18 protein-coding genes are annotated in these 23616 nt (G+C 56.0%); 9 read left to right on the top strand and 9 right to left on the bottom strand.

From position 1 onward, the window contains the following. Positions 1-81: 81 nt before the first annotated feature. Genes gsiD through iaaA form a run of 5 tightly spaced genes read right to left on the bottom strand, consistent with a single transcriptional unit; the run spans position 82 to position 6324 of the window. Complete coding sequence (gene gsiD, locus AL479_RS17385; protein ID WP_061076968.1) at positions 82-993, bottom strand: glutathione ABC transporter permease GsiD; 912 nt, start codon at positions 991-993, stop codon at positions 82-84. A gap of 2 nt (positions 994-995) precedes the next feature. Continuing rightward, positions 996-1916, bottom strand: a complete 921-nt coding sequence (gene gsiC / locus AL479_RS17380) for a glutathione ABC transporter permease GsiC (RefSeq protein ID WP_044256395.1) — start codon at positions 1914-1916, stop codon at positions 996-998. Positions 1917-1933: 17 nt separating this feature from the next. Further along, positions 1934-3472, bottom strand: coding sequence for a glutathione ABC transporter substrate-binding protein GsiB (gsiB, locus tag AL479_RS17375; RefSeq protein WP_061076967.1), 1539 nt, complete (start codon positions 3470-3472; stop codon positions 1934-1936). 28 nt (positions 3473-3500) lie between these two features. Then, positions 3501-5372, bottom strand: coding sequence for a glutathione ABC transporter ATP-binding protein GsiA (gsiA, locus tag AL479_RS17370; RefSeq protein ID WP_061076966.1), 1872 nt, complete (start codon positions 5370-5372; stop codon positions 3501-3503). After that, a complete protein-coding gene (gene iaaA / locus AL479_RS17365; protein WP_061076965.1) occupies positions 5359-6324 on the bottom strand; it encodes a beta-aspartyl-peptidase in 966 nt (321 codons plus the stop codon). The genes gsiA and iaaA overlap by 14 nt, the downstream gene beginning before the upstream one ends. A gap of 184 nt (positions 6325-6508) precedes the next feature. Here iaaA and moeA point away from each other — a divergent pair, with 184 nt between their 5' ends. Further along, entirely contained in the window at positions 6509-7744 is a 1236-nt protein-coding gene (gene moeA, locus AL479_RS17360; RefSeq protein ID WP_061076964.1) for a molybdopterin molybdotransferase MoeA, read from the top strand. Further along, positions 7744-8502, top strand: a complete 759-nt coding sequence (moeB, locus tag AL479_RS17355; protein WP_061076963.1) for a molybdopterin-synthase adenylyltransferase MoeB — start codon at positions 7744-7746, stop codon at positions 8500-8502. The genes moeA and moeB overlap by 1 nt, the downstream gene beginning before the upstream one ends. Positions 8503-8552: 50 nt before the next feature. Here moeB and fsa read toward each other — a convergent pair whose 3' ends face one another. After that, positions 8553-9215, bottom strand: coding sequence for a fructose-6-phosphate aldolase (fsa, locus tag AL479_RS17350; RefSeq protein WP_061076962.1), 663 nt, complete (start codon positions 9213-9215; stop codon positions 8553-8555). Between the two features lie 131 nt (positions 9216-9346). Here fsa and AL479_RS17345 point away from each other — a divergent pair, with 131 nt between their 5' ends. The 4 genes from AL479_RS17345 to AL479_RS17330 all read left to right on the top strand — a co-directional run bounded on the left by AL479_RS17345 (position 9347) and on the right by AL479_RS17330 (position 15081). Then, on the top strand, positions 9347-10246 hold the full coding sequence (locus AL479_RS17345; protein WP_061076961.1) for a glycyl-radical enzyme activating protein: 900 nt from the start codon (positions 9347-9349) through the stop codon (positions 10244-10246). Between the two features lie 4 nt (positions 10247-10250). Further along, positions 10251-12683 carry a glycyl radical protein gene (locus tag AL479_RS17340; RefSeq protein WP_061076960.1) on the top strand — a complete coding sequence of 811 codons (2433 nt, stop codon included), beginning with the start codon at positions 10251-10253 and terminating at the stop codon, positions 12681-12683. 170 nt (positions 12684-12853) lie between these two features. Further along, positions 12854-13669, top strand: a complete 816-nt coding sequence (locus tag AL479_RS17335; RefSeq protein WP_061076959.1) for a Cof-type HAD-IIB family hydrolase — start codon at positions 12854-12856, stop codon at positions 13667-13669. A gap of 149 nt (positions 13670-13818) precedes the next feature. Next, positions 13819-15081 (top strand): DUF1479 domain-containing protein, encoded by a 1263-nt coding sequence (locus tag AL479_RS17330; RefSeq protein WP_061076958.1) that lies wholly within the window; start codon positions 13819-13821, stop codon positions 15079-15081. On the opposite strand, the gene AL479_RS17325 is transcribed toward AL479_RS17330, so the two are convergent. Beyond that, positions 15078-16151, bottom strand: coding sequence for a LacI family DNA-binding transcriptional regulator (locus tag AL479_RS17325; RefSeq protein WP_061076957.1), 1074 nt, complete (start codon positions 16149-16151; stop codon positions 15078-15080). The genes AL479_RS17330 and AL479_RS17325 overlap by 4 nt on opposite strands. A gap of 283 nt (positions 16152-16434) precedes the next feature. Between AL479_RS17325 and AL479_RS17320 the strand changes: the two genes are divergently transcribed. Continuing rightward, positions 16435-17736 carry an MFS transporter gene (locus tag AL479_RS17320; RefSeq protein ID WP_061076956.1) on the top strand — a complete coding sequence of 434 codons (1302 nt, stop codon included), beginning with the start codon at positions 16435-16437 and terminating at the stop codon, positions 17734-17736. 17 nt (positions 17737-17753) lie between these two features. Next, complete coding sequence (locus AL479_RS17315; protein ID WP_061076955.1) at positions 17754-20117, top strand: TIM-barrel domain-containing protein; 2364 nt, start codon at positions 17754-17756, stop codon at positions 20115-20117. An 88-nt stretch (positions 20118-20205) separates the two neighbouring features. On the opposite strand, the gene AL479_RS17305 is transcribed toward AL479_RS17315, so the two are convergent. Next, positions 20206-21801 carry an ABC-F family ATPase gene (locus AL479_RS17305; RefSeq protein WP_061076954.1) on the bottom strand — a complete coding sequence of 532 codons (1596 nt, stop codon included), beginning with the start codon at positions 21799-21801 and terminating at the stop codon, positions 20206-20208. A 217-nt stretch (positions 21802-22018) separates the two neighbouring features. On the opposite strand from AL479_RS17305, the gene ldtB reads away from it, so the two are divergent. Continuing rightward, a complete protein-coding gene (gene ldtB, locus AL479_RS17300) occupies positions 22019-22939 on the top strand; it encodes a L,D-transpeptidase (RefSeq protein ID WP_061076953.1) in 921 nt (306 codons plus the stop codon). A gap of 47 nt (positions 22940-22986) precedes the next feature. Here the strand turns inward: ldtB and AL479_RS17295 are convergent, their stop codons facing one another. Then, positions 22987-23601, bottom strand: a complete 615-nt coding sequence (locus AL479_RS17295; protein WP_061076952.1) for a TetR/AcrR family transcriptional regulator — start codon at positions 23599-23601, stop codon at positions 22987-22989. Positions 23602-23616 lie beyond the last annotated feature (15 nt).

The raw sequence follows: 23616 nt of genomic DNA, 5'->3' as shown, positions 1-23616 counted from the left end.
AATGACGTAGGCCGGATAAGGCATTTGCCCTATCCGGCAATGCCTGATGGCGACGCTAACGCGTCTTATCAGGCTTACGGCTCACCCTTTTATCTTCGGGTCCAGCGCGTCGCGCAGGCCATCGCCTAACAGATTAAACGCCAGTACCGTCAGGAAAATTGCCACCGCCGGGAACAGCGCCACATGCGGCGCAATCACCATATCCGCCCGCGCTTCATTCAGCATCGCGCCCCACTCCGGCGTCGGCGGCTGTGCGCCCAGTCCCAGAAAAGACAGACTTGCCGCAGAGATAATCGACGTGCCAATACGCATGGTAAAAAAGACCACAATCGACGAGACGGTCCCTGGCAAGATATGGCTGAAAATAATGGTCGCATCGCTGGCGCCAATGCTGCGCGCCGACTCGATAAACGTCTGCTGTTTCAGCACCAGCGTATTACCACGCACCAGGCGGGCGAACGCCGGGATGGAGAAGATCGCCACGGCGATAATGACGTTCGCAATGCCGCTGCCCAACACCGCCACCACGGCAATCGCCAGCAGGATCCCCGGAAACGCAAACAGCACGTCGCAGATGCGCATGATTAACCGATCCCACCAGCCTTCATAGTAGCCCGCCAGCAGCCCCAGTACGGTGCCAATCGCCGCGCCAATCAATACCGCAAATACCCCTGCCGCCAGCGAGATTTGCGCGCCAACCAGCACACGGCTGAAGATGTCTCTGCCCAGCGAATCCACGCCGAACCAGTGCATCATCGACGGCCCATCATTCAACCTGTCATAATCGAAATAGTTTTCCGCATCGAATGGCGTCAGCCAGCGAGCGAAGATCGCCACCAGGATCAGCAGCAGTACAAACAGGCCAGCAATCAACGCCACATGCTGACGACGAAAACGTCGCCAGAACTCGTGCCACGGCGTGCGCACCCGTTCGGGTTTCACTCTCGGCATGGCATTTAAAATCGCCTGACGGCGCCAGTTAAGTAATCGCATCCTTACTTGTACCTGATAGCCGGGTTAATGGCGGCATACAGCACATCCACCACTAAGTTGATAAGAATAAATTCCAGTGAGAACAGCAGGACTTCCGCCTGGATCACCGGATAATCACGCATCTCCACGGAGTCCACCAGCAGACGACCAAGACCGGGCCAGTTGAAGACCTTTTCGACCACGATAGACCCACCGAGCAAAAAGCCGAACTGTAACCCCATCATGGTGACGACAGGGATCATCGCATTGCGCAGTCCGTGCTTGAGCACCACCCACGTTTCACTGACCCCTTTCGCCCTGGCGGTGCGCATATAATCTTCACTGAGCACATCGACAAACGAGGCGCGGGTAAAGCGCGCCATCACCGAGGCCACCGCCGCGCCAAGGGTGACAGACGGCAGAATGTAGTGCTGCCAGCTATCGGCCCCGACGGTCGGCAACCAGCCTAACTCCACAGAGAACACCTGCATTAACAGCATCCCCAGCGCGAACGCCGGAAAGGAGATCCCGGTAACAGCCAGCGTCATGCTGAGGCGATCCGGCCAGCGATTACGCCATACCGCCGCGACAATCCCCGCCGCCATACCGAACAGAACGGCCCAGATCATACTGGTCAACGTCAGCCACAGCGTCGGCATAAACCGGCTGGCGATCTCTTCCGAGACCGGCCGACGGGAAACCATCGAGAGGCCAAAATCACCCTGCAACACGTTAGTCATGTAATGCCAGAACTGGACGTGCAGCGGCCTGTCGAGACCGAGCTGTTGACGAACCAGTTCAATCACCTGCGAGTCGGCTTCCGGCCCGGCAATCAGCCGCGCCGGGTCACCGGGCAACAGGTGAACAAATAAAAACACCAACACCGCAACAATGAACAGGGTCGGAATCAACCCCAGCAGGCGTTTGAGGATATAGTTAAGCATCCGATTTCCGCTGTGGCTTATTTCAAATCTGCATCATCAAAGCTGAACCCCGTATCTGGCATGATCCAGAAACCAGTCAGTTTGTTACTGTGCGCCGAGACCAGTTTTTCCACCACCAGCGGGATCCATGGCGACTCTTTCCAGACGACATCCTGCGCCTCTTTGTACAGCCGCGCTTTCTCTTGCGGATCGGTCGTTTTCAGCGCGTCGGCCAGGTCGGTATCCACCTGCGGATTGCTGTAGAACGCCGTGTTAAACAGCGTTGGCGGCCAGTTTTGCGAGGCAAACAGCGGCGACAGTGCCCAGTCGGCTTCACCGGTCGACGCCGACCAGCCGGTGTAGAACATCCTGACACCGCTCTCTTTCTGCCCTTTGCCCTCCACTTCCGACGCGCGCTGACCGGCATCCATCGCCGTCACCTGCACTTTCACCCCCACCTGCGCCAGCTGCTGTTGGGTAAACTGCAACACTTTCTGGGCGGTACTGTGATTGTGCGATGACCACAGCGTGGTGCTAAAACCGTTCGGATAACCCGCTTCTTTCAGCAGTTCACGTGCTTTTGCCGGATCGTAAGGCCATGCCGTGTAGCTTTGCGCATAAGCAATCGACGGCGGCACCACGCCGGTAGCCGGAGTCGCGTAGCCGGCAAACGCCACTTTCACCAGCGCCTGACGGTTGATGGCGTAGTTTAACGCCTCGCGGACTTTCGGGTTGTCGAACGGCTTTTGCGTCACGTTCATGCTGATGTAACGCTGCATGATCGACGGACTGGCGACCAGTTGCAGATTTTTGTTTTTCTCTAACAGCGCCGCCTGCTCGTAGGGGATCGGGAAGGCAAACTGTGCTTCCCCGGTTTGCAGCATCGCCGCACGGGTATTGTTATCGGTGACCGGACGCCAGGTGATGCTGTCCAGCTTCGGTAATCCCGGCTGCCAGTAGCCGGCAAATTTCTTCACCTTCACAAAATCGGTTTGATTCCAGGTGTCCAGCGCGTATGGACCGGTACCGACCGGATGGAAGCCAATCTCTTTGCCGTATTTCGCCAGCGCGGCCGGTGAGATCATCGCCGTTGCCGGGTGCGCCAGGATATTAATAAACGCGGAGAACGGCTGCTTCAGGGTGATTTTTACCGTCGCGGGATCGACGGCCTCTGTTTTGGCGATGTTTTTATACAGGTTATAACGCTTGAGGCTATTGGCGGGATCGCTGGCACGATCGAGGTTTATTTTCACCGCTTCGGCGTTAAAGTCGGTACCGTCCTGGAATTTCACACCCTGACGCAGTTTAAGGGTATATACCAGGCCGTCGTCAGAGACGGTGTAGCTCTCTGCCAGCACGTTCTTCAGCTTCATCTCTTTATCAAGGCCAAACAGCCCCTGATAAAACGACTTTGCCACCTGCTGCGATAAGGTGTCATTCGCATCATACGGATCGAGCGTGGTGAAGTTGGACCCCACCGCAACCACTACATCTTTCGCGGCAAACGCCGGGGACGCCGCCAGCGCGGTCGTCGCGCCTAATGCCAGCAGCCAATGTCGGGCGAGCAATTTTGTCATCTTTTTTCTCCTGAACCCTGCCTGATTGTTATAAACGCAATAGCGCATTTTCTTGTTGTGGACGCGCGACATAATGCCCGGGCCCGACTAACTGCAATGAAACAGGTGCTGGCGCTTCGCCGCGCCGGTAAATGTTGCTGGGCAGATCGTCCGACAGCAGCACCCGCTGCGGCCGGTGATGTCCGGGATCGGCAACCGGAACCGCCGCCATGAGCTTACGGGTATACGGATGCTGAGGATCTTCAAACAGCGCGGCGCGTGGGCCGATCTCAACAATCTGCCCCATGTGCATCACCGCAACGCGGTGGCTGATCCGTTCAACGACGGCCATATCATGCGAGATGAACAGCCAGGCAATCCCCAGCTCCCGCTGCAAGTCGAGCAGCAGGTTGATAATTTGCCCGCGAATCGACACATCCAGCGCGGAGACCGACTCATCGGCAATAATCACTTTTGGATTGAGCGCCAGCGCGCGGGCAATACAGATCCGCTGGCGCTGTCCGCCAGAAAACTCATGCGGGTAACGCCACGCATGTTCAGGTTTCAACCCGACACGCTCCAGCAGCCACGCCACGCGATCGGCCGCCGCCTTACCCTGCAACAACCCGTGGACGCGCAGCGGCTCCATGATGGAATACCCCACGGTTTGTCGTGGGTCGAGCGAGGCGTACGGATCCTGAAAAATAAACTGAATATCGCGGCGCAATGGCTGCAATTGACTGTCGGACAACGTATCGATTCGCTGACCGTTGAAAATAATCTCGCCGGACTGCGATTCCACCAGGCGCAGTAGCGCGCGTCCGGTGGTGGATTTGCCGCAGCCCGACTCACCGACCAGCGACAGCGTCTCGCCAGGCCAGAGATCAAAGCTGACATTTTCCACCGCATGCACTTCGCGAGTCACCCGATTAAGGATACCGCTACGTAACGGGAAACGAGTGACCAGATTGCGTACCTGCAAAATGGGCTCTCCCTCGACCACCGTATTTTGATCGACAGGCCGCTCACGCTTTTCTGGCTCGCTCAGAGAGATCAACGGGAAGCGGCGCGGATAAGGGAGGCCTTTCATTGCCCCAAGTTGCGGCACCGCCGCTAATAATGACTGCGTGTAAGGATGCTGCGGCGAGCGGAAGATCTGTTCCACAGTGCCGGTCTCTACCCCTTCACCCTGATACATCACCAGCACACGATCGGCGACATCCGCGACCACGCCCATATCGTGAGTGATGAAAATCACCCCCATCGACATCTCTTGTTGCAGAACTTTAATCAGCTGCAGGATTTGCGCCTGAATCGTGACGTCCAGCGCGGTTGTCGGTTCATCGGCAATCAGCACCGCCGGGCGACACGAGAGCGCCATCGCAATCATCACACGCTGGCGCATGCCGCCGGAAAGCTGATGGGGATAGCGAGATAGGATCGCTTTCGCCTCCGGAATGCGAACCTGATCGAGCATCCGCTTAGCCTCCGCCATCGCCTCTTCACGCCCCGCCCCCTGATGCAGGCGAATGGACTCGGCTATCTGCTCGCCCACGGTAAACACCGGATTGAGCGACGTCATCGGCTCCTGAAAGATCATGGCGATATCGGCGCCCCGGACCCGCTGAAGTTGCGACGTACTCTGTTCGCCCAGCTCAATCACCTCGCGGTTCCGACGACGCAGCAGCATCTGCTCACACTGCACCTCGCCGCCAGACTGTTCAATCAGTCGCATCAGCGACAGCGCGGTGACCGATTTGCCTGAACCGGATTCACCGACAATCGCCAGCGTCTCGCCACGCTTGAGACGAAATGACAGGTCCCGCACCGCCTCAGTGCGCTGCTGGTCCTGTTGAAAAGCGATATTCAGATTGCTGACGGCCAGCACGTCGCTGGCGTCAAGCGCATCACTGTGTGGCAACGGTGTCCCCTTTTTCCCGGTAAATCCCGGTCGTTGGTGTATCCCCGGCATAGCCCCAGGCGCGATACATTCCTTCGCAATTAAACGGCAAGGCCACATTCCCCTCATGATCGATGGCGATCAGCCCGCCGCTCCCGCCCAGCGCCGGTAACTTCTCCATCACGACTCGTTCGCAGGCCTCCGATAAGCTCAGGCCGCCGTAATCCATCAACGCGGCAATATCGTATGCCGCCAGCGCGCGGATAAACACTTCGCCGGTGCCGGTGCAGGAGACCGCCACACTGGCATTATTGGCATAACAACCCGCGCCAACAAGCGGGCTGTCGCCGACGCGGCCCGGTAATTTGTTGGTCATGCCACCGGTTGACGTCGCCGCCGCCAGATTGCCATGTACATCCAGTGCGACCGCGCCCACGGTGCCCATTTTTTTGCCTTCATCGAGCGGTGCGCCGCTGTGATCCAGCACGGTTTCCCCGCTTGAGCGCGCAGCCAGCAGTTGTTCATAACGTTCAGGCGTTGAAAAGAGATCCGCGGACACCAGCGCCATCCCCTCCCCGGCCGCAAATTTTTCAGCGCCCGCGCCGATCATCATGACATGCGGGCTGCGCTCCATCACCAGTCTGGCGGCGAGGATCGGGTTACGCAGATGGCTGACACCCGCCACCGCTCCGGCTTTCAGGGTATTGCCATCCATGACGCAGGCATCCAGTTCATGAGTCTCGTCACGGGTATACACCGCGCCAATCCCGGCATTAAACAGCGGACACTCTTCAAGCAGTCGCACGGCTTCAGTGACCACATCCAGCGCGCTTTCTCCCGCTTCCAGCATCTTTTGCCCGACGTCGACAATGTCGGAAAGCGCCTGGATATAGCGTAATTCCTGCTCCTGGCTCATCTGCGCGCGGGTAATCGCCCCTGCGCCGCCGTGAATTGCAATGACTGCTTTGCCCATGTTTGTCGCCCGTCTTCTACAAATATCAGAATTCTGTAGAGTTATTGATTCGATTTTTGACTATAGAAAGATGCGATTAGCATGTAAAGCATTCACATCCTTCCTAAGTCCGAGGTGGCATACAGTCCCCTCGCATTTTCTGACATAATAGACGGATTCGATTTTGCCCCGCAGGAGTGTTTTCATGGAATTTACCGCCGGACTGATGCCGCTGGAAACGGCGCTTACCGAAATGTTGTCGCGTGTTACCCCGCTCACCGCCGTCGAGACGCTGCCGCTGGTGCAGTGCTTTGGCCGTATTCTGGCGACCGACGTGGTTTCGCCGTTGGACGTACCGGGTTTCGATAACTCGGCGATGGACGGTTACGCGGTACGACTGGCCGATCTCGCCAGCGGACACCCGCTGCCGGTCGCCGGTAAAGCATTCGCCGGTCAGCCGTTCCAGGGAGAATGGCCTGCGGGGAGCTGCATTCGCATTATGACCGGTGCGCCGGTACCGCCGGGATGTGACGCGGTGGTGATGCAAGAACAGACGGAACAGACTGACAATGGCGTACGTTTTACCGCCGACGTCCGCGCCGGGCAAAATATCCGCCATCGCGGCGAAGATATCACCCACAATGCGGTGGTTTTCCCTGCCGGCACGCGTCTGACCACGGGCGAACTGCCGGTACTGGCATCGCTCGGCATTGCCGACGTCCAGGTTGTGCGTAAAGTGCGCGTCGCGCTGTTCTCGACGGGCGATGAACTGCAACTGCCCGGTCAACCGCTCGGCGAAGGTCAGATTTATGATACCAACCGCCTGACCGTACACCTGATGCTGCAACAGTTGGGTTGCGACGTGATCAATTTAGGCATCATCCGCGACGATCCGCATGCCCTGCGCACGGCGTTCATCGAAGCTGACAGTCAGGCGGATGTGGTGATTAGCTCTGGCGGCGTGTCCGTCGGTGAAGCGGATTACACCAAAACCATTCTTGAAGAGCTGGGCGAAATCGCCTTCTGGAAACTGGCAATCAAGCCGGGCAAACCGTTCGCCTTCGGCAAACTGAGCAACAGCTGGTTCTGCGGGCTGCCGGGTAATCCGGTGTCAGCGGCGCTCACCTTCTACCAGTTGGTTCAACCTCTGCTGGCGAAACTGAGCGGCAATACGGCCAGCGGGTTGCCAGCGCGCCAGCGCGTACGCACCGCCTCACGACTGAAGAAAACGCCGGGACGCCTTGATTTCCAGCGTGGTGTACTACAGCGCACCGCCGACGGCGAACTGGAAGTCAGCAGCACGGGGCATCAGGGTTCACATGTTTTCAGTTCCTTCAGTCAGGGCAACTGCTTCATTGTGCTGGAGCGCGATCGCGGTAACGTCGAGGCCGGTGAATGGGTGGAAGTCGAGCCCTTCAATGCGCTGTTCGGAGGCCTGTGATGGCAGAACTCAGCGATCAGGAGATGCTGCGCTACAACCGGCAAATCATTCTGCGCGGCTTTGACTTTGACGGACAGGAAGCGCTGAAGGAAGCCAGGGTACTGGTTGTGGGCCTCGGAGGGTTGGGCTGTGCGTCCTCGCAGTATCTGGCGAGCGCCGGCGTTGGCCACCTGACGCTGCTCGATTTCGACACCGTATCGCTGTCGAATCTCCAGCGCCAGACGCTGCACAGCGATGCAACCCTCGACCAGCCGAAAGTGGAGTCGGCGCATGCCGCGCTAAACCGTATTAATCCGCACGTGGCTATCACCCCGATTAATGCTCTGCTGGACGAGACCGCCCTTCGGGCACGCATCGCCGAACACGATCTGGTGCTGGACTGCACCGATAACGTCGCGATTCGTAACCAGCTCAATGCGGGTTGTTATGCGGCAAAAGTCCCGTTGATTTCTGGTGCGGCGATCCGCATGGAAGGCCAGGTAACCGTCTTTACCTACCAAGAAGGCGAGCCCTGCTATCGCTGTCTGAGCCGTCTGTTTGGTGACAATGCGTTGACCTGCGTGGAGGCCGGAGTGATGGCACCGCTGATTGGGGTGATTGGATCGCTCCAGGCAATGGAGGCGATAAAGCTGCTGGCGCAGTATGGTCAGCCTGCATCAGGGAAAATCGTCATGTACGATGCCATGACCTGCCAGTTTCGTGAAATGAAGCTGATGCGTAATCCGGGCTGCGAGGTGTGCGGAACAGCATCAGCTTAACCAGGTTTCCAGACCGGATGGCGGCATTGCCTTATCCGGCCTGGAACCGATCAGATAGAGGTTCGCCCAAAGGCACTCTGCCAGTCGTGTTCAAACTTCGCCACCGCCGCCTCCACAGCCGGAGAGCTAATCAACTGCCCGGCAACGTCCAGCGGTAAGGTGATGGATTCACACCCCGCCAGCAGACAATCCAGCGCCTGACGCGGAGTCTTGAAGCTGGCGGCCAGCACTTTGGCATGCGGCGCATGCATCTTCAGTAACTTCTGCAAATCAGTGACGGTCTGAATGCCGTCGCCGCCCTGCGCGTCTACGCGGTTCACGTAAGGCGCAACATACTCCGCCCCCGCCAGCGCCGACAGCAGCCCCTGCGCCGCACCGTACACCGCCGTTCCCAGCGTCGGGATGCCTTCCTCTTTCAGCAGTTTGATCGCCGCCAGCCCTTCCGCCGTGACCGGCACTTTCACCACGATGTCAGGAATGATCCCACGCAGTTTGCGCGCATCAATCACCATTCCTTCCGCCGTTGTCGCCATCACCTGGGCAAACAGCCGCCCCTGTCCCCCCATTGCTTCATGTAACTGTGGCAGTAAAACGTCCAGCGTTTTTTTACCCGCAGCCACAATGCTGGGGTTAGTGGTCACGCCCGCCAGCGGGAAAATTCGCGCCAACGCTTTCACCGCGTCAACGTCGGACGTATCCAGATAGAGTTCCATAATCATTCCTCAACGACTCGTTAGCATAAATGAAAGATACCACGGCAAAACCTTTCTGTTAGTTGACGTACGTCAACATAACTTTCATTCGAAAGTTATTTAATCTTTATACGAAACATGTGAGGCCGTTTATGATTTTTAATATTCAGCGCTATTCCACACACGATGGCCCCGGTATCCGCACCGTGGTGTTCCTTAAAGGATGCTCTCTGGGCTGTCGCTGGTGTCAGAATCCGGAAAGCCGGGCGCGCACGCAGGATCTGCTGTTTGATGCACGTCTGTGCCTCGAAGGCTGCGAGCTTTGCGTCCAGGCGGCCCCAGGCGTCATCGAACGCGCGCTGAATGGCCTCCTTATCCATCGCGAAAAACTCACTGACGCGCATCTTACCCGCCTGACCGATTGTTGCCCCACTCAGGCGCTGACCGTTTGCGGCGACGTCAAAAGCGTAGATGAGATAATGGCCACCGTTCTGCGCGATAAACCTTTTTATAACCGCAGCGGCGGCGGCATTACGCTGTCCGGCGGCGAACCGTTTATGCAGCCGGAGCTGGCCGCGTCGCTGTTTAAAGCCAGCCACGAGGCGGGCATTCATACCGCGGTTGAAACCTGTCTGCATGTGCCGTGGAAATACATAGAACCTTCACTGCCCTGGATCGATCTGTTCCTGGCGGATTTGAAACACGTCGCCGACGCGCCGTTTAAGCAATGGACGGATGGCAGCGCGTCACGCGTACTGGAGAACCTGAAAAAACTCGCCGCCGCCGGGAAAAAAATGATCATCCGCGTTCCGCTGATTCAGGGGTTTAACGCTGATGAAGAGGCCATTAAAGCGATTACCGATTTTGCCGCCGACGAACTGCACGTCAGCGAGATCCACTTTTTGCCCTACCACACGCTGGGCATCAACAAATATCACTTACTCAGCCAACCCTACCACGCGCCGGATAAGCCGCTGGATGCACCCGATCTGCTCGCCTTTGCGCAGCAGTACGCCTGCACGAAAGGTTTGACCGCGACTTTACGAGGATAATCCCATGACCCAACTGAAACTGGATACGCTCAGTGACCGCATCAAAGCGCACAAAACCGCGCTGGTGCACATCGTCAAACCACCGGTCTGTACCGAACGCGCGCAGCATTACACTGAAATGTACCAGCAGCACCTGGACAAGCCGATTCCGGTACGCCGCGCGCTGGCGCTGGCACATCATCTGGCACAACGAACCATCTGGATCAAACACGACGAGCTGATCATCGGTAACCAGGCAAGTGAAGTCCGCGCCGCGCCGATCTTCCCGGAATACACCGTCTCGTGGATTGAAAAAGAGATCGACGATCTGGCGGACAGACCAGGGGCAGGCTTTGCGGTCAGTGAAGAGAACAAGCGCGTACTGCATGCCGTGTGCCCGTGGTGGCGCGGTCAGACCGTTCAGGACCGCTGCTACGGCATGTTTACCGATGAGCAAAAAGGGTTGCTGGAAACCGGCATTATCAAAGCTGAAGGCAACATGACCTCCGGTGACGCACACCTGGCGGTGAACTTCCCGCTGCTGCTGGAAAAAGGCATTGACGGCCTGCGGGAAAAAGTCGCGGAGCGCCGTTCTCGTATTAACCTGACCGTTCTCGAGGATCTGCATGGCGAGCAGTTCCTGAAAGCCATTGATATCGTGCTGGTTGCCGTCAGTGACCACATCGCCCGCTTTGCCGAACTGGCACGTAAAATGGCAAGTGAAGAGACGCGTATCAGCCGTCGTAACGAGCTGCTGGCGATAGCGGAAAACTGCGATCTGATTGCCCACCAGCCACCGCAGACGTTCTGGCAGGCGCTGCAACTGTGCTACTTCATCCAGTTGATTCTGCAAATTGAGTCCAATGGTCACTCGGTGTCGTTCGGGCGCATGGATCAGTATCTTTATCCGTACTACCGCCGTGACGTGGAGCTGAATCAGTCGCTGGACCGCGAACACGCCATTGAGCTGCTGCACAGCTGCTGGCTGAAACTGCTGGAAGTGAACAAAATCCGCTCCGGCTCGCACTCTAAAGCTTCCGCAGGCAGCCCGTTGTATCAGAACGTCACCATTGGCGGACAAAACCTGGTCAACGGTCAGCCGATGGATGCGGTCAATCCGCTTTCTTACGCGATCCTTGAATCCTGCGGTCGTCTGCGCTCCACTCAGCCTAACCTCAGCGTGCGTTATCACGCCGGGATGAGCAACGACTTCCTTGATGCCTGCGTACAGGTGATCCGCTGTGGCTTTGGCATGCCAGCATTTAACAACGACGAAATTGTGATCCCGGAATTCATCAAACTCGGTATTGAGCCGCAGGACGCCTACGATTACGCGGCGATTGGCTGTATCGAAACCGCCGTCGGCGGCAAGTGGGGCTACCGTTGCACCGGCATGAGCTTTATCAACTTTGCCCGCGTAATGCTGGCCGCGCTGGAAGGCGGTCGTGACGCCACCAGTGGAAAAGTCTTCCTGCCGCAGGAAAAAGCGCTTTCCGCCGGTAACTTCGACAATTTCGACGAGGTAATGGCGGCATGGGATACCCAGATCCGCTACTACACGCGCAAATCGATTGAGATTGAATATGTGGTCGACACCATGCTGGAAGAGAACGTGCACGATATTCTCTGCTCGGCACTGGTCGACGACTGCATCGAGCGGGCGAAGAGCATTAAGCAAGGTGGGGCGAAGTATGACTGGGTATCCGGTTTGCAGGTCGGTATCGCCAACCTCGGCAACAGCCTGGCCGCAGTGAAAAAACTGGTCTTTGAACAGGGGGCCATCGGTCAGCAACAGCTGGCGGCGGCATTGGCCGATGATTTTGAGGGTCTGACCCACGAGCAGTTGCGTCAGCGTTTAATCAACGGTGCGCCGAAGTATGGCAACGATGATGACACGGTCGACACCCTGCTGGCTCGCGCGTACCAGACCTATATTGATGAACTGAAACAGTACCATAACCCGCGTTACGGACGCGGCCCGGTCGGCGGTAATTACTACGCGGGCACCTCGTCTATCTCGGCAAACGTGCCGTTTGGCGCAGCAACCATGGCGACACCAGATGGCCGTAAAGCGCATACCCCGCTGGCTGAAGGGGCAAGCCCGGCGTCCGGCACCGACCATCTGGGTCCAACGGCGGTGATTGGCTCAGTCGGCAAACTGCCTACCGGTTCGATTCTGGGCGGCGTGTTGTTGAACCAGAAGTTGAACCCGGCGACGCTGGAAAATGAATCCGACAAGCAGAAACTGATGATCCTGCTGCGCACCTTCTTTGAAGAGCACAAAGGCTGGCACATTCAGTACAACATCGTGTCGCGCGAAACCCTGCTGGAGGCGAAAAAACACCCGGATCAGTACCGTGATCTGGTGGTCCGTGTGGCCGGTTATTCCGCCTTCTTCACCGCGCTTTCACCGGACGCGCAGGACGATATCATCGCCCGTACCGAACATATGCTGTAAAAAAACGCCCGGTGGCGCTACGCTTACCGGGCCTACATTGTCTCCCCCGTAGGCCGGGTAAGGCGAAGCCGCCACCCGGCTTTCTGACTTTCATTCGAAATTAAATTTGTGCTTTAGGTCACATTGTTATTAAAATGTTTCTGGTCGCAGTTTTGAGCCAGGAGCTTTGTATGACCGTTAAAGTTATCGTCACCGATATGGACGGAACTTTTCTCAATGACGCCAAAAAGTACGATCACGCACGATTTATGGCGCAGTACCACGAGCTAAAAAAACGCAACATTGAATTCGTCGTCGCCAGCGGCAATCAGTATTTTCAGCTCATCTCTTTCTTCCCCGAACTCAAAGACGAGATCTCCTTCGTTGCCGAAAACGGCGCGCTGGTGTTTGAGCATGGCAAACAGCTTTTTCATGGCGAACTCACGCGCCACGAATCTCAGGTTGTGATGAGCGAATTGCTTAAAGATAAACAACTCAACTTTGTGGCCTGCGGTCTGCAAAGCGCTTACGTCAGTGAAAACGCGCCGGAACCCTTTGTCGCGCTGATGTCGAAGCACTACCACCGCCTGAAGCCGGTGAAGGACTACCATGACATCAGCGACGTGCTGTTTAAGTTCTCGCTGAATCTGCCAGACCAGCAGATCCCGTTGGTTATCGACCACCTGCACACGGCGCTGGACGGCATTATGAAACCCGTAACCAGCGGTTTCGGCTTTATCGACCTGATCATTCCCGGACTCCATAAAGCCAATGGCATCAGCCGGTTACTAAAACGCTGGAACCTCTCACCGAAGGAAGTGGTCGCCATTGGCGACAGCGGCAATGATGCAGAAATGCTGAAAATGGCGCACTACTCTTTCGCCATGGCGAATGCCACCGACAGCATCAAGGCACTCTCCCGCTATCAGACGGATGACAACAATCATCAGGGCGCACTGAACGTGATTCAGTCCGTGCTGGATAACACCGCCCCCTTCAACATGTGACTGCAATAACCGGGGCACCCTGTTCCGGTTTCATTTTCTTTCCCTCCTGTTCATCAACTCAAAACTTTAAACTTGCATTAACTTTTTTATAACTTATATTATCACCTGTAAGTTATATTAGTTTCGAATGAAAGTTATGCGAGGTGATTATGGCTTTTACCTTCACGAGTGACACATTACCGGTCGATCATAAAGCGGCGATCCGTCAGATGAAGCAGGAACTGCGGGCGCAGCTCGGCGACGTCCAACAGATCTTCAGCCAGATTAGCGATACCATTGCCACCCGCGTGGCGGAAATCAATGCGCTTAAAGCCCAGGGCGCCCCGGTTTGGCCTGAGCTGTCGTATGCCGATATCAACGCCGGCACCGTCACGGCGCAGCAGCGCGAACAGATCAAACGTCGCGGCTGTGCGGTCATCAAAGGTCACTTCCCGCGTGAGCAGGCGCTGGCCTGGGATCAGTCGATGCTGGACTATCTGGACAACAACCACTTTGACGAGGTGTACAAAGGCCCAGGCGATAACTTCTTTGGCACCCTCACCGCTTCGCGCCCGGAAATCTATCCGATCTACTGGTCGCAGGCGCAAATGCAGGCCCGACAGAGTGAAGAAATGGCGAACGTACAGTCGTTCCTCAACCGTCTGTGGACCTTTGAAAGCGAGGGCAAGCAGTGGTTTAACCCGGACGTCAGCGTGATCTACCCAGACAGGATCCGCCGCCGTCCACCGGGAACCACGTCAAAAGGGCTGGGCGCGCACACCGATTCCGGCGCGCTGGAACGCTGGCTGCTGCCGGCCTATCAGCGCGTCTTTGCGAATGTGTTTAATGGCAAGCTTACGGAATACGATCCGTGGCATGCCGCCCATCGCACTGAAGTGGAAGAGTATACGGTGGACAACACCACCAAATGCTCAGTGTTCCGCACCTTCCAGGGCTGGACCGCGCTGTCGGATATGTTGCCCGGTCAGGGGTTACTGCATGTCGTCCCCATTCCGGAAGCCATGGCCTATGTGCTGTTACGTCCTCTGCTGGATGATGTTCCGGAAGATGAACTGTGTGGCGTGGCACCAGGGCGGGTACTGCCAATATCCGAACAATGGCATCCCGTGTTGATTGAGGCGCTTACCAGCATTCCGCCACTGGAAGCCGGCGACTCCGTCTGGTGGCATTGCGATGTGATTCACTCCGTAGCGCCGGTCGACAATCAGCAGGGCTGGGGAAATGTGATGTACATACCCGCCGCGCCTCTGTGTGAGAAGAATCTGGCCTATGCGCACAGCGTGAAGGCCGCGCTGGAGAAAGGCGCATCGCCGGGCGATTTCCCGCGTGAGGATTACGAAACAAACTGGGAAGGCCGCTTCACGCTGGCGGATTTAAATATCCACGGCAAGCGCGCGCTGGGAATGCGTTAACGGTCATACAGACCTTCCTGTTCAACGGCGGTGCGTCGTTTCCCCTGACGTATCCGCCGGACCGACTCCCGTACCGCAAGCGTGCCATTAAGTAATAACGAACTGACTGGTGCCTCCGGGCGTACCAGACGCTGTTGGAGCATATACACCGCCTCTGTCCCCAACTCATCCCGGGGAACATGAACCGCCGTTAAGGGGACATCCTGAATCGACGCCAGATTGAAACCATCAATACTCATCACCGAGATGTCCTGCGGTACGCGTAGCGCCTGTTTTTGCAGTGCGCTGATGACTCCCGCCGCCATGAAATCCCCCCCGACTAAAAACGCAGTGGGTAAATCCTCCCCCTTTCTCTGACTGATCCATTCACTGACCAGATGCTCTGTCTCTCTGGCACTGAAGCTGGATGCCACCAGCAGGTCGCGTTTGTCACTGAACTTCAGGTTATGCGACCGCCACGCATCGCGGATCCCTGCTAACCGCAGCTCCATTGTGTATCGGCGCAGGCAGAGAACATTCATCACCTCGCGATGCCCCATTTCAAACAGATAACCCGCTGCTCGCTCACCAATCGACCGATGATCGGGCGCCACCACAGGAAGACGCATTAACCGGTCGCGACAGTTAATCAACAGGCACGGTTTTCCTACATCAACGGCTAAATCATGGATATGCGGATCGTCTATCCCCAGCAAAATAGCGGCTTGCGTATCCGGTTCGTTCATTCGCGCCAGAAACACTTGCGCATCACTGTCATGTTCCTCAAGGGCGCAGTAGCGCAATCGGACTTCGTGCGAGGCCAGCCCTTTGTTCACACTCTGGATCACACGGTAATAAAAGATGTCGGACCGCTCATCAAATGCCCGCTGTGGCGCAAAGATCATCAGGCTATTGAGTAGCAGACGACCTGCCGCCATTCCCTCCATCACCCCCAGTTCACGCGCGCATTCCAGCACGATACGCCGCGCGTTGTCGCTGGTGTTGGACTTTCCCGCCAGCACGCGCGAAACGGTGCTGATCGAGAGCTGCGTCCGGGCGGCAATTTCCCTGATTTTCAATCTTTTATCCATTTTGTGATCTGGCTCCACTTGCCTGATGAAAAAATTTTCACGGCCAAAAATCGAAGCAATGACAGGCTTCGAATGAATGTTGTCAGAAAACGGACTTTCTGTATGAGAAAGCTTGCACAAATTCTGCTACTGACGGCTCCGTTTCTCCCTTAAGGTAAATTTGTCATACAACTTCCATACTAGTTGTATAGCAACTTAATCGCTTAACGCAATAAAAACTAAAGCGATAAAACCCTGTGGCATACGAAACATTCCCCTACCGTCCGTCTTGTGGAGACTGAAAATGAGTCAGGACATCAACAACACTGCTGCGGCAAGCAAACCCCGTCGCGTTATAAAAAATCTGCGCTGGTATGTGCTGGTACTTTTTTTACTCGGCGTCACCGTTAACTACATCACCCGAAATTCATTAGGCATTCTGGCACCGGAACTGAAAGAAAGCCTGGGCATCACTACCGAGCAATATTCGTGGATTGTCGGCGCATTTCAGCTCGCCTACACCATTTTCCAGCCGTTATGCGGATGGCTGATCGACGTGATTGGTTTGAAAATTGGCTTCATGGTTTGCGCCGGCATCTGGGCGCTGATGTGTATTTTTCATGCCGGTGCCGGAAGCTGGTTGCACCTTGCGATCCTGCGCTTTTTTATGGGTGCCTCAGAAGCCGCCGCAACCCCGGCCAACGCCAAAACTATCGGCGAATGGTTCCCTAAATCAGAACGTCCAGTCGCTGCCGGCTGGGCTGGCGTCGGCTTTTCGATTGGCGCAATGCTCGCGCCCCCCATCATCTACTTCGCGCACGCCTCATTTGGCTGGCAGGGCGCATTTATGTTTACCGGCGTGCTGGCGCTGCTGTGGGTGACTCTGTGGTGGGCGTTCTATCACAACCCGGAACAACACCCGAATCTGAGTCAAGATGAACTGGCCTTTATTAAGCAGGATAACGAACCGCCAGCAGTTAAGCTGCCTTTCCTGACAGCATTAAAAACCGTCTCAAAAAACAAACGATTTTATGGTATCGCCATCCCGGCCTTTATGGCGGAGCCAGCCTGGGCCGTACTGAGCTTCTGGGTGCCGCTGTATCTCGCCAAAGAACACGGTATGGATCTGAAGCAGATCGCGATGTTTGCCTGGCTTCCGTTCCTGGCGGCTGACATCGGCAGCGTGGCGAGCGGCTATCTGACGCGTTTATATACCCGCCTGTTCGGTTGCTCCCGCGTCAACTCGGTGGTGGCAAGCTCTGTGACCGGCGCATTTCTGATGATCTCATTGGGGATCGTCGCCATTACCCGCGATCCCTATATCACCATTGTGCTGATCTCCATCGGCGGCTTCGGGCATCAGATCATCTCCTGCATGCTGAGTGCGCTCGTTGTCGAGTCGTTTGATAAAGGCCAGATGGCCACCGTCAACGGCATGCGTGGTTCAGCGGCGTGGATCGCCAGCTTCCTTTTCTCCCTTTTGATTGGTGTTACGGCTGACAAAATCGGCTTTAACCCACTCTTCATTGCCATGGGTTTCTTTGACCTGATTGGCGCTGTTTTCCTGGTGGCATTTATTGCTGAACGTCGCGCCAAGCGCGCCTGATAGTGGATGTATTACATATGAAAACCCTGAAAAACTGGACTCTTGATAAACAATCGGCCACTCACCTTGAACTGGTGGTGGATAAACAACACCGCCTGTGTCTATACGTGCTGGAAGAGAATCTTTTTCGCGTGCTGATCAAACGGAAAGGTGAGCTGGCGCTGGACCGAACCTGGAGCATCGCGCCTGAAAAAGACGTACCGTGGGAAGGTCGGCACCGCGACGACATCAGCGGTTTTAGCTGTCCGGCCTGGACGCTTTCGCAGCAGGACGATGGTGTGACGGTGTCGACTCACCAACTGCGCGTCACCGTCCATCAACCACTGTGGCTGGAGTGGGAGTATCGTAATGACGCCGGCGTTTGGCAATCGCTGGTGAACGATCGCGCCACCAGTGCCTATCTGATCAACGCCCACGGCGATGGTGTCGCGCATTACCTGAGCCGCCGTAAGGATGAACGTTTCTACGGCCTGGGCGAGAAAGCGGGCGATCTGCAGCGTAACGGTAAGCGCTATGAGATGCGTAACCTCGACGCCATGGGCTATAACGCCGTCAGCACCGATCCGCTGTACAAGCATATTCCCTTCACCCTCACCCGCCGCGATGACGTCAGCTACGGTCTTTTTTATGACAACCTCAGCAGTTGCTGGCTGGATCTGGGCAACGAGATCGACAACTATCACACCACCTATCGCCGCTGGCAGGCGGAAGCAGGCGATATTGATTACTACATGTTTACCGGCAAACGGGCGCTGGACGTCACCAAAGCCTTCGTACGCCTGACCGGGAAAACCCTGTTCGGTCCAAAATGGAGCCTCGGCTACAGCGGTTCCACAATGCACTACACCGACGCGCCGGATGCGCAAAACCAGCTCATGAATTTTATTCGTCTGTGTGCAGAACACGCGATCCCGTGCGATTCTTTCCAGCTCTCGTCGGGATACACCTCGATTAACGGTAAGCGCTATGTCTTCAACTGGAATTACGACAAAGTGCCACAACCCAAAGTGATGAGTCAGGCATTCCACGATGCCGGACTGAAGCTTGCTGCCAACATCAAGCCCTGTCTGTTGCAGGATCACCCTCGCTATAACGAGGTGGCGGAAAAAGGATTATTCATTCGCGATTCCGAAAACGATGTACCGGAACGCTCCAGCTTCTGGGATGATGAAGGATCGAACCTCGACTTTACCAACCCGCAGACCATTCAGTGGTGGCAGAACGGTGTGACGACGCAACTGCTGGAGATGGGGATAGATTCCACCTGGAACGATAACAACGAGTTCGAAGTGTGGGATGGGGAAGCGCGCTGTAACGGCTTTGGCAAGGAAATTGCCATCAAACACATTCGCCCGGTGATGCCGTTGCTGATGATGCGCGCCTCGCTGGAAGCGCAACAGCGTTTTGCACCGGAAAAGCGTCCGTATCTGATTTCCCGCTCCGGCTGCGCAGGGATGCAACGCTATGTTCAGACCTGGAGCGGAGATAACCGAACCAGTTGGGATACTCTGCGTTATAACACCCGTATGGGGCTGGGAATGAGCCTGTCCGGGCTGTTCAACGTCGGCCATGATGTCGGCGGATTCTCAGGCGATAAACCCGACGCCGAACTGTTCGTACGATGGGTACAGAATGGCGTCATGCATCCACGCTTTACCATTCACTCGTGGAATGACGACCATACGGTGAATGAACCCTGGATGTATCCGGGCGTGACGCCAGCCATTCGCAGCGCGATCGCGTTACGCTATCGGCTGCTGCCCTATCTCTACACCCTGCTCTGGCAAGCCCATGCCGACGACGAACCGATGTTACGTCCGACGTTCCTCGACCATGAGCATGACGCGCAAACCTTTGAAGAATGCGATGACTTCCTGTTGGGTCGCGACATACTGGTCGCAAGCGTGGTGGAGGCCGCTCAGCGCGAGCGTCGTGTCTGGTTGCCAGATAACGAAACCGGCTGGTACGATTTTTACACTCACCAGTGGTTCTCTGGCGGCCAGTGGATCACCCGCGATGTGCCGCTGGAAAAACTGCCGCTGCTGGTACGTGCCGGGGCGGGTCTGCCGCTCAGCGAACGCATTACCCATGTGAATGCCGAAAAAGACGATACCCGTGAACTGATGCTATACCCGGTCAAAGGTGTCGGAACGACCTCTGGTTTGCTGTTTGAAGATGACGGCGAGTCATGGGGATATCAACACGGCAATGCGCTGTGGGTAGAGTGGGAAATGCAATGCGACAGCTCAACCATTAACCTGAAGGTGAACGCGCGAGGGGATTATCGTCCAGCGTGGAAAGCGCTGAAGGTGTCGTTACCGGCAGGAGAAAGACGCACGCTGTTGGTGAATGGTGTCGAAGGGAGTGAGTGGGTGTTGTAGTGCGTTATTGCCGGGTGGCGGCGTCGCCTTACCCGGCCTACGGTCTGAGTCGTAGGCCCGGTAAGCGTTGCGCCACCGGGCAATTGTTTTAATTCTCAATACCTTTGCTACGCAGATAATCTTCGTAGTTACCGCTGAAGTCCACCACGCGCTCTGGGGTGATTTCCAGCACGCGAGTCGCCAGCGAGCTCACAAACTCACGGTCGTGAGAAACGAAGATCAGGGTTCCCTGATACATCTCCAGCGCCATGTTCAGCGATTCGATGGATTCCATATCGAGGTGGTTAGTCGGTTCGTCCATGACCAGAATGTTTGGCTTCTGCATCATCAATTTACCGAACAGCATCCGACCCTTTTCACCACCCGACAGAACCTTCGCGGGCTTTTTGATGTCGTCCTGGCTGAACAGCAGACGACCGAGGATGCTGCGCACCGCCTGTTCGTCATCGCCTTCCTGCTTCCACTGACTCATCCAGTCGAAGACCGTCAGATCGTTTTCGAATTCATATTCGTGATCCTGCGCGTAATAGCCAATGCGCGCGTTCTCAGACCATTTCACGGTACCGCTGTCGGCATCCAGATCGCCCACCAGCGTTTTCAGCAGCGTCGATTTACCCACGCCGTTGGTCCCCAGTACCGCCAGCTTTTCACCGACTTCCAGCAGCAGGTTCACGCCTTTAAACAGCGGACCGTTGTCAAAACCTTTGCTGAGCGCTTCCACTTCCAGCGCGTTACGGAACAGTTTCTTGTCCTGCTCGAAGCGGATGAACGGGTTCTGACGGCTGGATGCCTTCACTTCATCGAGTTTGATTTTATCAATCTGACGAGCCCGAGACGTCGCCTGACGAGATTTAGAGGCGTTGGCGCTAAAACGGCTGACGAAGGATTGCAGGTCGGCAATCTGCGCTTTTTTCTTGGCGTTATCCGCCAGCAGACGTTCGCGCGCCTGCGTCGCGGCGGTCATGTATTCGTCGTAATTCCCCGGGTAAATACGCAGTTCACCGTAGTCGAGGTCCGCCATATGCGTGCACACCATGTTCAGGAAGTGACGGTCGTGCGAAATGATGATCATGGTGCTGTCACGTTCATTCAGCACCTGCTCCAGCCAGCGGATGGTATCGATGTCCAGGTTGTTGGTCGGTTCGTCGAGCAGCAGAATATCCGGATTGGAAAACAGCGCCTGCGCCAGCAGTACACGCAGCTTCCAGCCAGGCGCGACTTCGCTCATCGGGCCGTAGTGTTGCTCCACCGGAATACCGACGCCAAGTAGCAGTTCACCAGCGCGCGCTTCTGCAGAGTAACCGTCCATCTCGCCGTATTTCACTTCCAGATCGGCCACCTTGTAGCCATCTTCTTCGCTCATCTCCGGCAAGGCGTAGATGCGATCGCGCTCCTGCTTCACTTCCCACAGCTCACCGTGGCCCATGATGACCGTATCAAGCACCGTGAACTCTTCAAAAGCGAACTGATCCTGGCGCAGCTTACCGATACGCTCGTTGGGATCGAGAGAAACGTTACCCAGCGTCGGCTCAAGGTCGCCGCCGAGAATTTTCATAAAGGTGGATTTACCGCTACCGTTGGCGCCAATCAGGCCGTAACGGTTGCCGCCGCCAAATTTGACGGAAATGTTTTCGAACAGCGGCTTACTGCCGAACTGCATGGTGACGTTGCTGGAAACTAACACGGACGTATCCTAAAGAATATGTGACAAACCGCGCATTATGCCACAAGTCTTAAATAAGATCGCGCCCCGTCGCAAACGACTACACTGGGGTGACAGGAAAAAAATGTGATTTCGTACACATCTGAATTCCCTGTTAACAGGAATGCACATATAATGTGCTCCCAACACTACAGAATTCTCAACCCAACAGCCTGCCAGGCAATGAATCTCGCATAACATGAATATGAAATTAACAACGTTTTTCGCGGCAGCACTCGCGGTAGTCGGCTTTTGCAGTACCGCATCCGCTGTCACCTATCCTCTGCCAACGGATGGTAGTCGCGTCATTGGTCAGAATCAGGTTATCACCATCCCGGAAGGTAACACGCAGCCGCTGGAATATTTTGCTGCTGAATACCAGATGGGACTTTCCAACATGCTGGAAGCTAACCCGGGCGTGGATACCTTCCTGCCGAAAGGCGGCACCGTGCTGAACATTCCGCAGCAGTTGATTCTGCCGGACACGGTGCATGAAGGCATCGTGATTAACAGTGCGGAAATGCGTCTGTACTACTACCCGAAAGGCACTAATACGGTGATCGTCCTGCCAATCGGTATCGGTCAGTTAGGTAAAGACACGCCGATTAACTGGACCACCAAAGTAGAACGTAAGAAAGCCGGTCCGACCTGGACGCCAACCGCGAAAATGCACGCTGAATATCGTGCCGCAGGTGAACCGCTGCCTGCCGTTGTTCCAGCGGGTCCGGATAACCCGATGGGTCTGTACGCCCTGTACATTGGGCGTCTGTATGCCATTCATGGCACCAACGCGAACTTCGGTATCGGCCTGCGCGTGAGCCACGGCTGCGTGCGTCTGCGTAACGAAGACATCAAATTCCTGTTCCATAATGTACCTGTCGGCACGCGCGTACAGTTTATCGATGAGCCGGTAAAAGCCACCACCGAGCCAGACGGCAGCCGTTACATTGAAGTTCACAACCCACTGTCAACCACTGAAGCGCAGTTTGAAGGCGGTGAAATCGTACCGATTACCTTGTCGAAGAGCATTCAGAACATCACCAATCAGGCCGATGTGGACCAGAACGTCGTAGAGCAAGCGGTTCAGAACCGTTCAGGGATGCCTGTTCGTCTGAATTGATGAGTCTGCATTCGTTACGAGAGAGGGCTCATTCACTGAGCCCTTTTTTATTGATAGCGCCAGGCAATCAGAAAAGACGTCACCGCTGAGTGTGCAAGCGACTCCAGCACATCGCGATCCAACGGTTGCTGATCAATTAATGCCCCCGGGAAGGGATATCCCATGATCGCACCGAGAAAAGCGGTCGCCTGAAGTTGCGGATTATCAAGCTGTACTCTCTCCTGCGCCTGATATTGCGTCAGTATCTCTGCCAGCGCCTGTAAAACTCGCCCTGTTGGTCGCTGCTTAAGCGTGGCGTAAAGCTCTGGTTTCTGCACCAGAACCTGAATCAACAAACGCTGGAAATGGATATGTGCAGGGGCATAAAAGTGTTCTTGCACCACTTTCGCGAAGCCGAGCAGTAATGCCGGTAAATCGTCCGCGTTATCCGCCATCATCTGACGAAGCGAAGGTTGCATCCTCGCATTGAGAAACGAAAACGCTTCAACAAGCAGCGAATCTTTCCCGCCGGGGAAATGGCTATACAGTGTGGGCCGGGACGTTCCGGCAGTCGCGGCGATGGTGTCTAACGACACATCAAGCCCCTGATCCAGAAAAAGATCACAAGCGGCCTGTAAAATTCGGGGGCGTGCTTTCATCGGACGCCCACGTTGATTTGCCATTAAAACGGTCCTTAA

The organism is Citrobacter amalonaticus (assembly GCF_001559075.2).
GTDB lineage: Bacteria > Pseudomonadota > Gammaproteobacteria > Enterobacterales > Enterobacteriaceae > Citrobacter_A > Citrobacter_A amalonaticus_F.
Note: the sequence above shows the minus strand (reverse complement) of the source record. Positions and strands in the feature narration are given on the sequence as shown.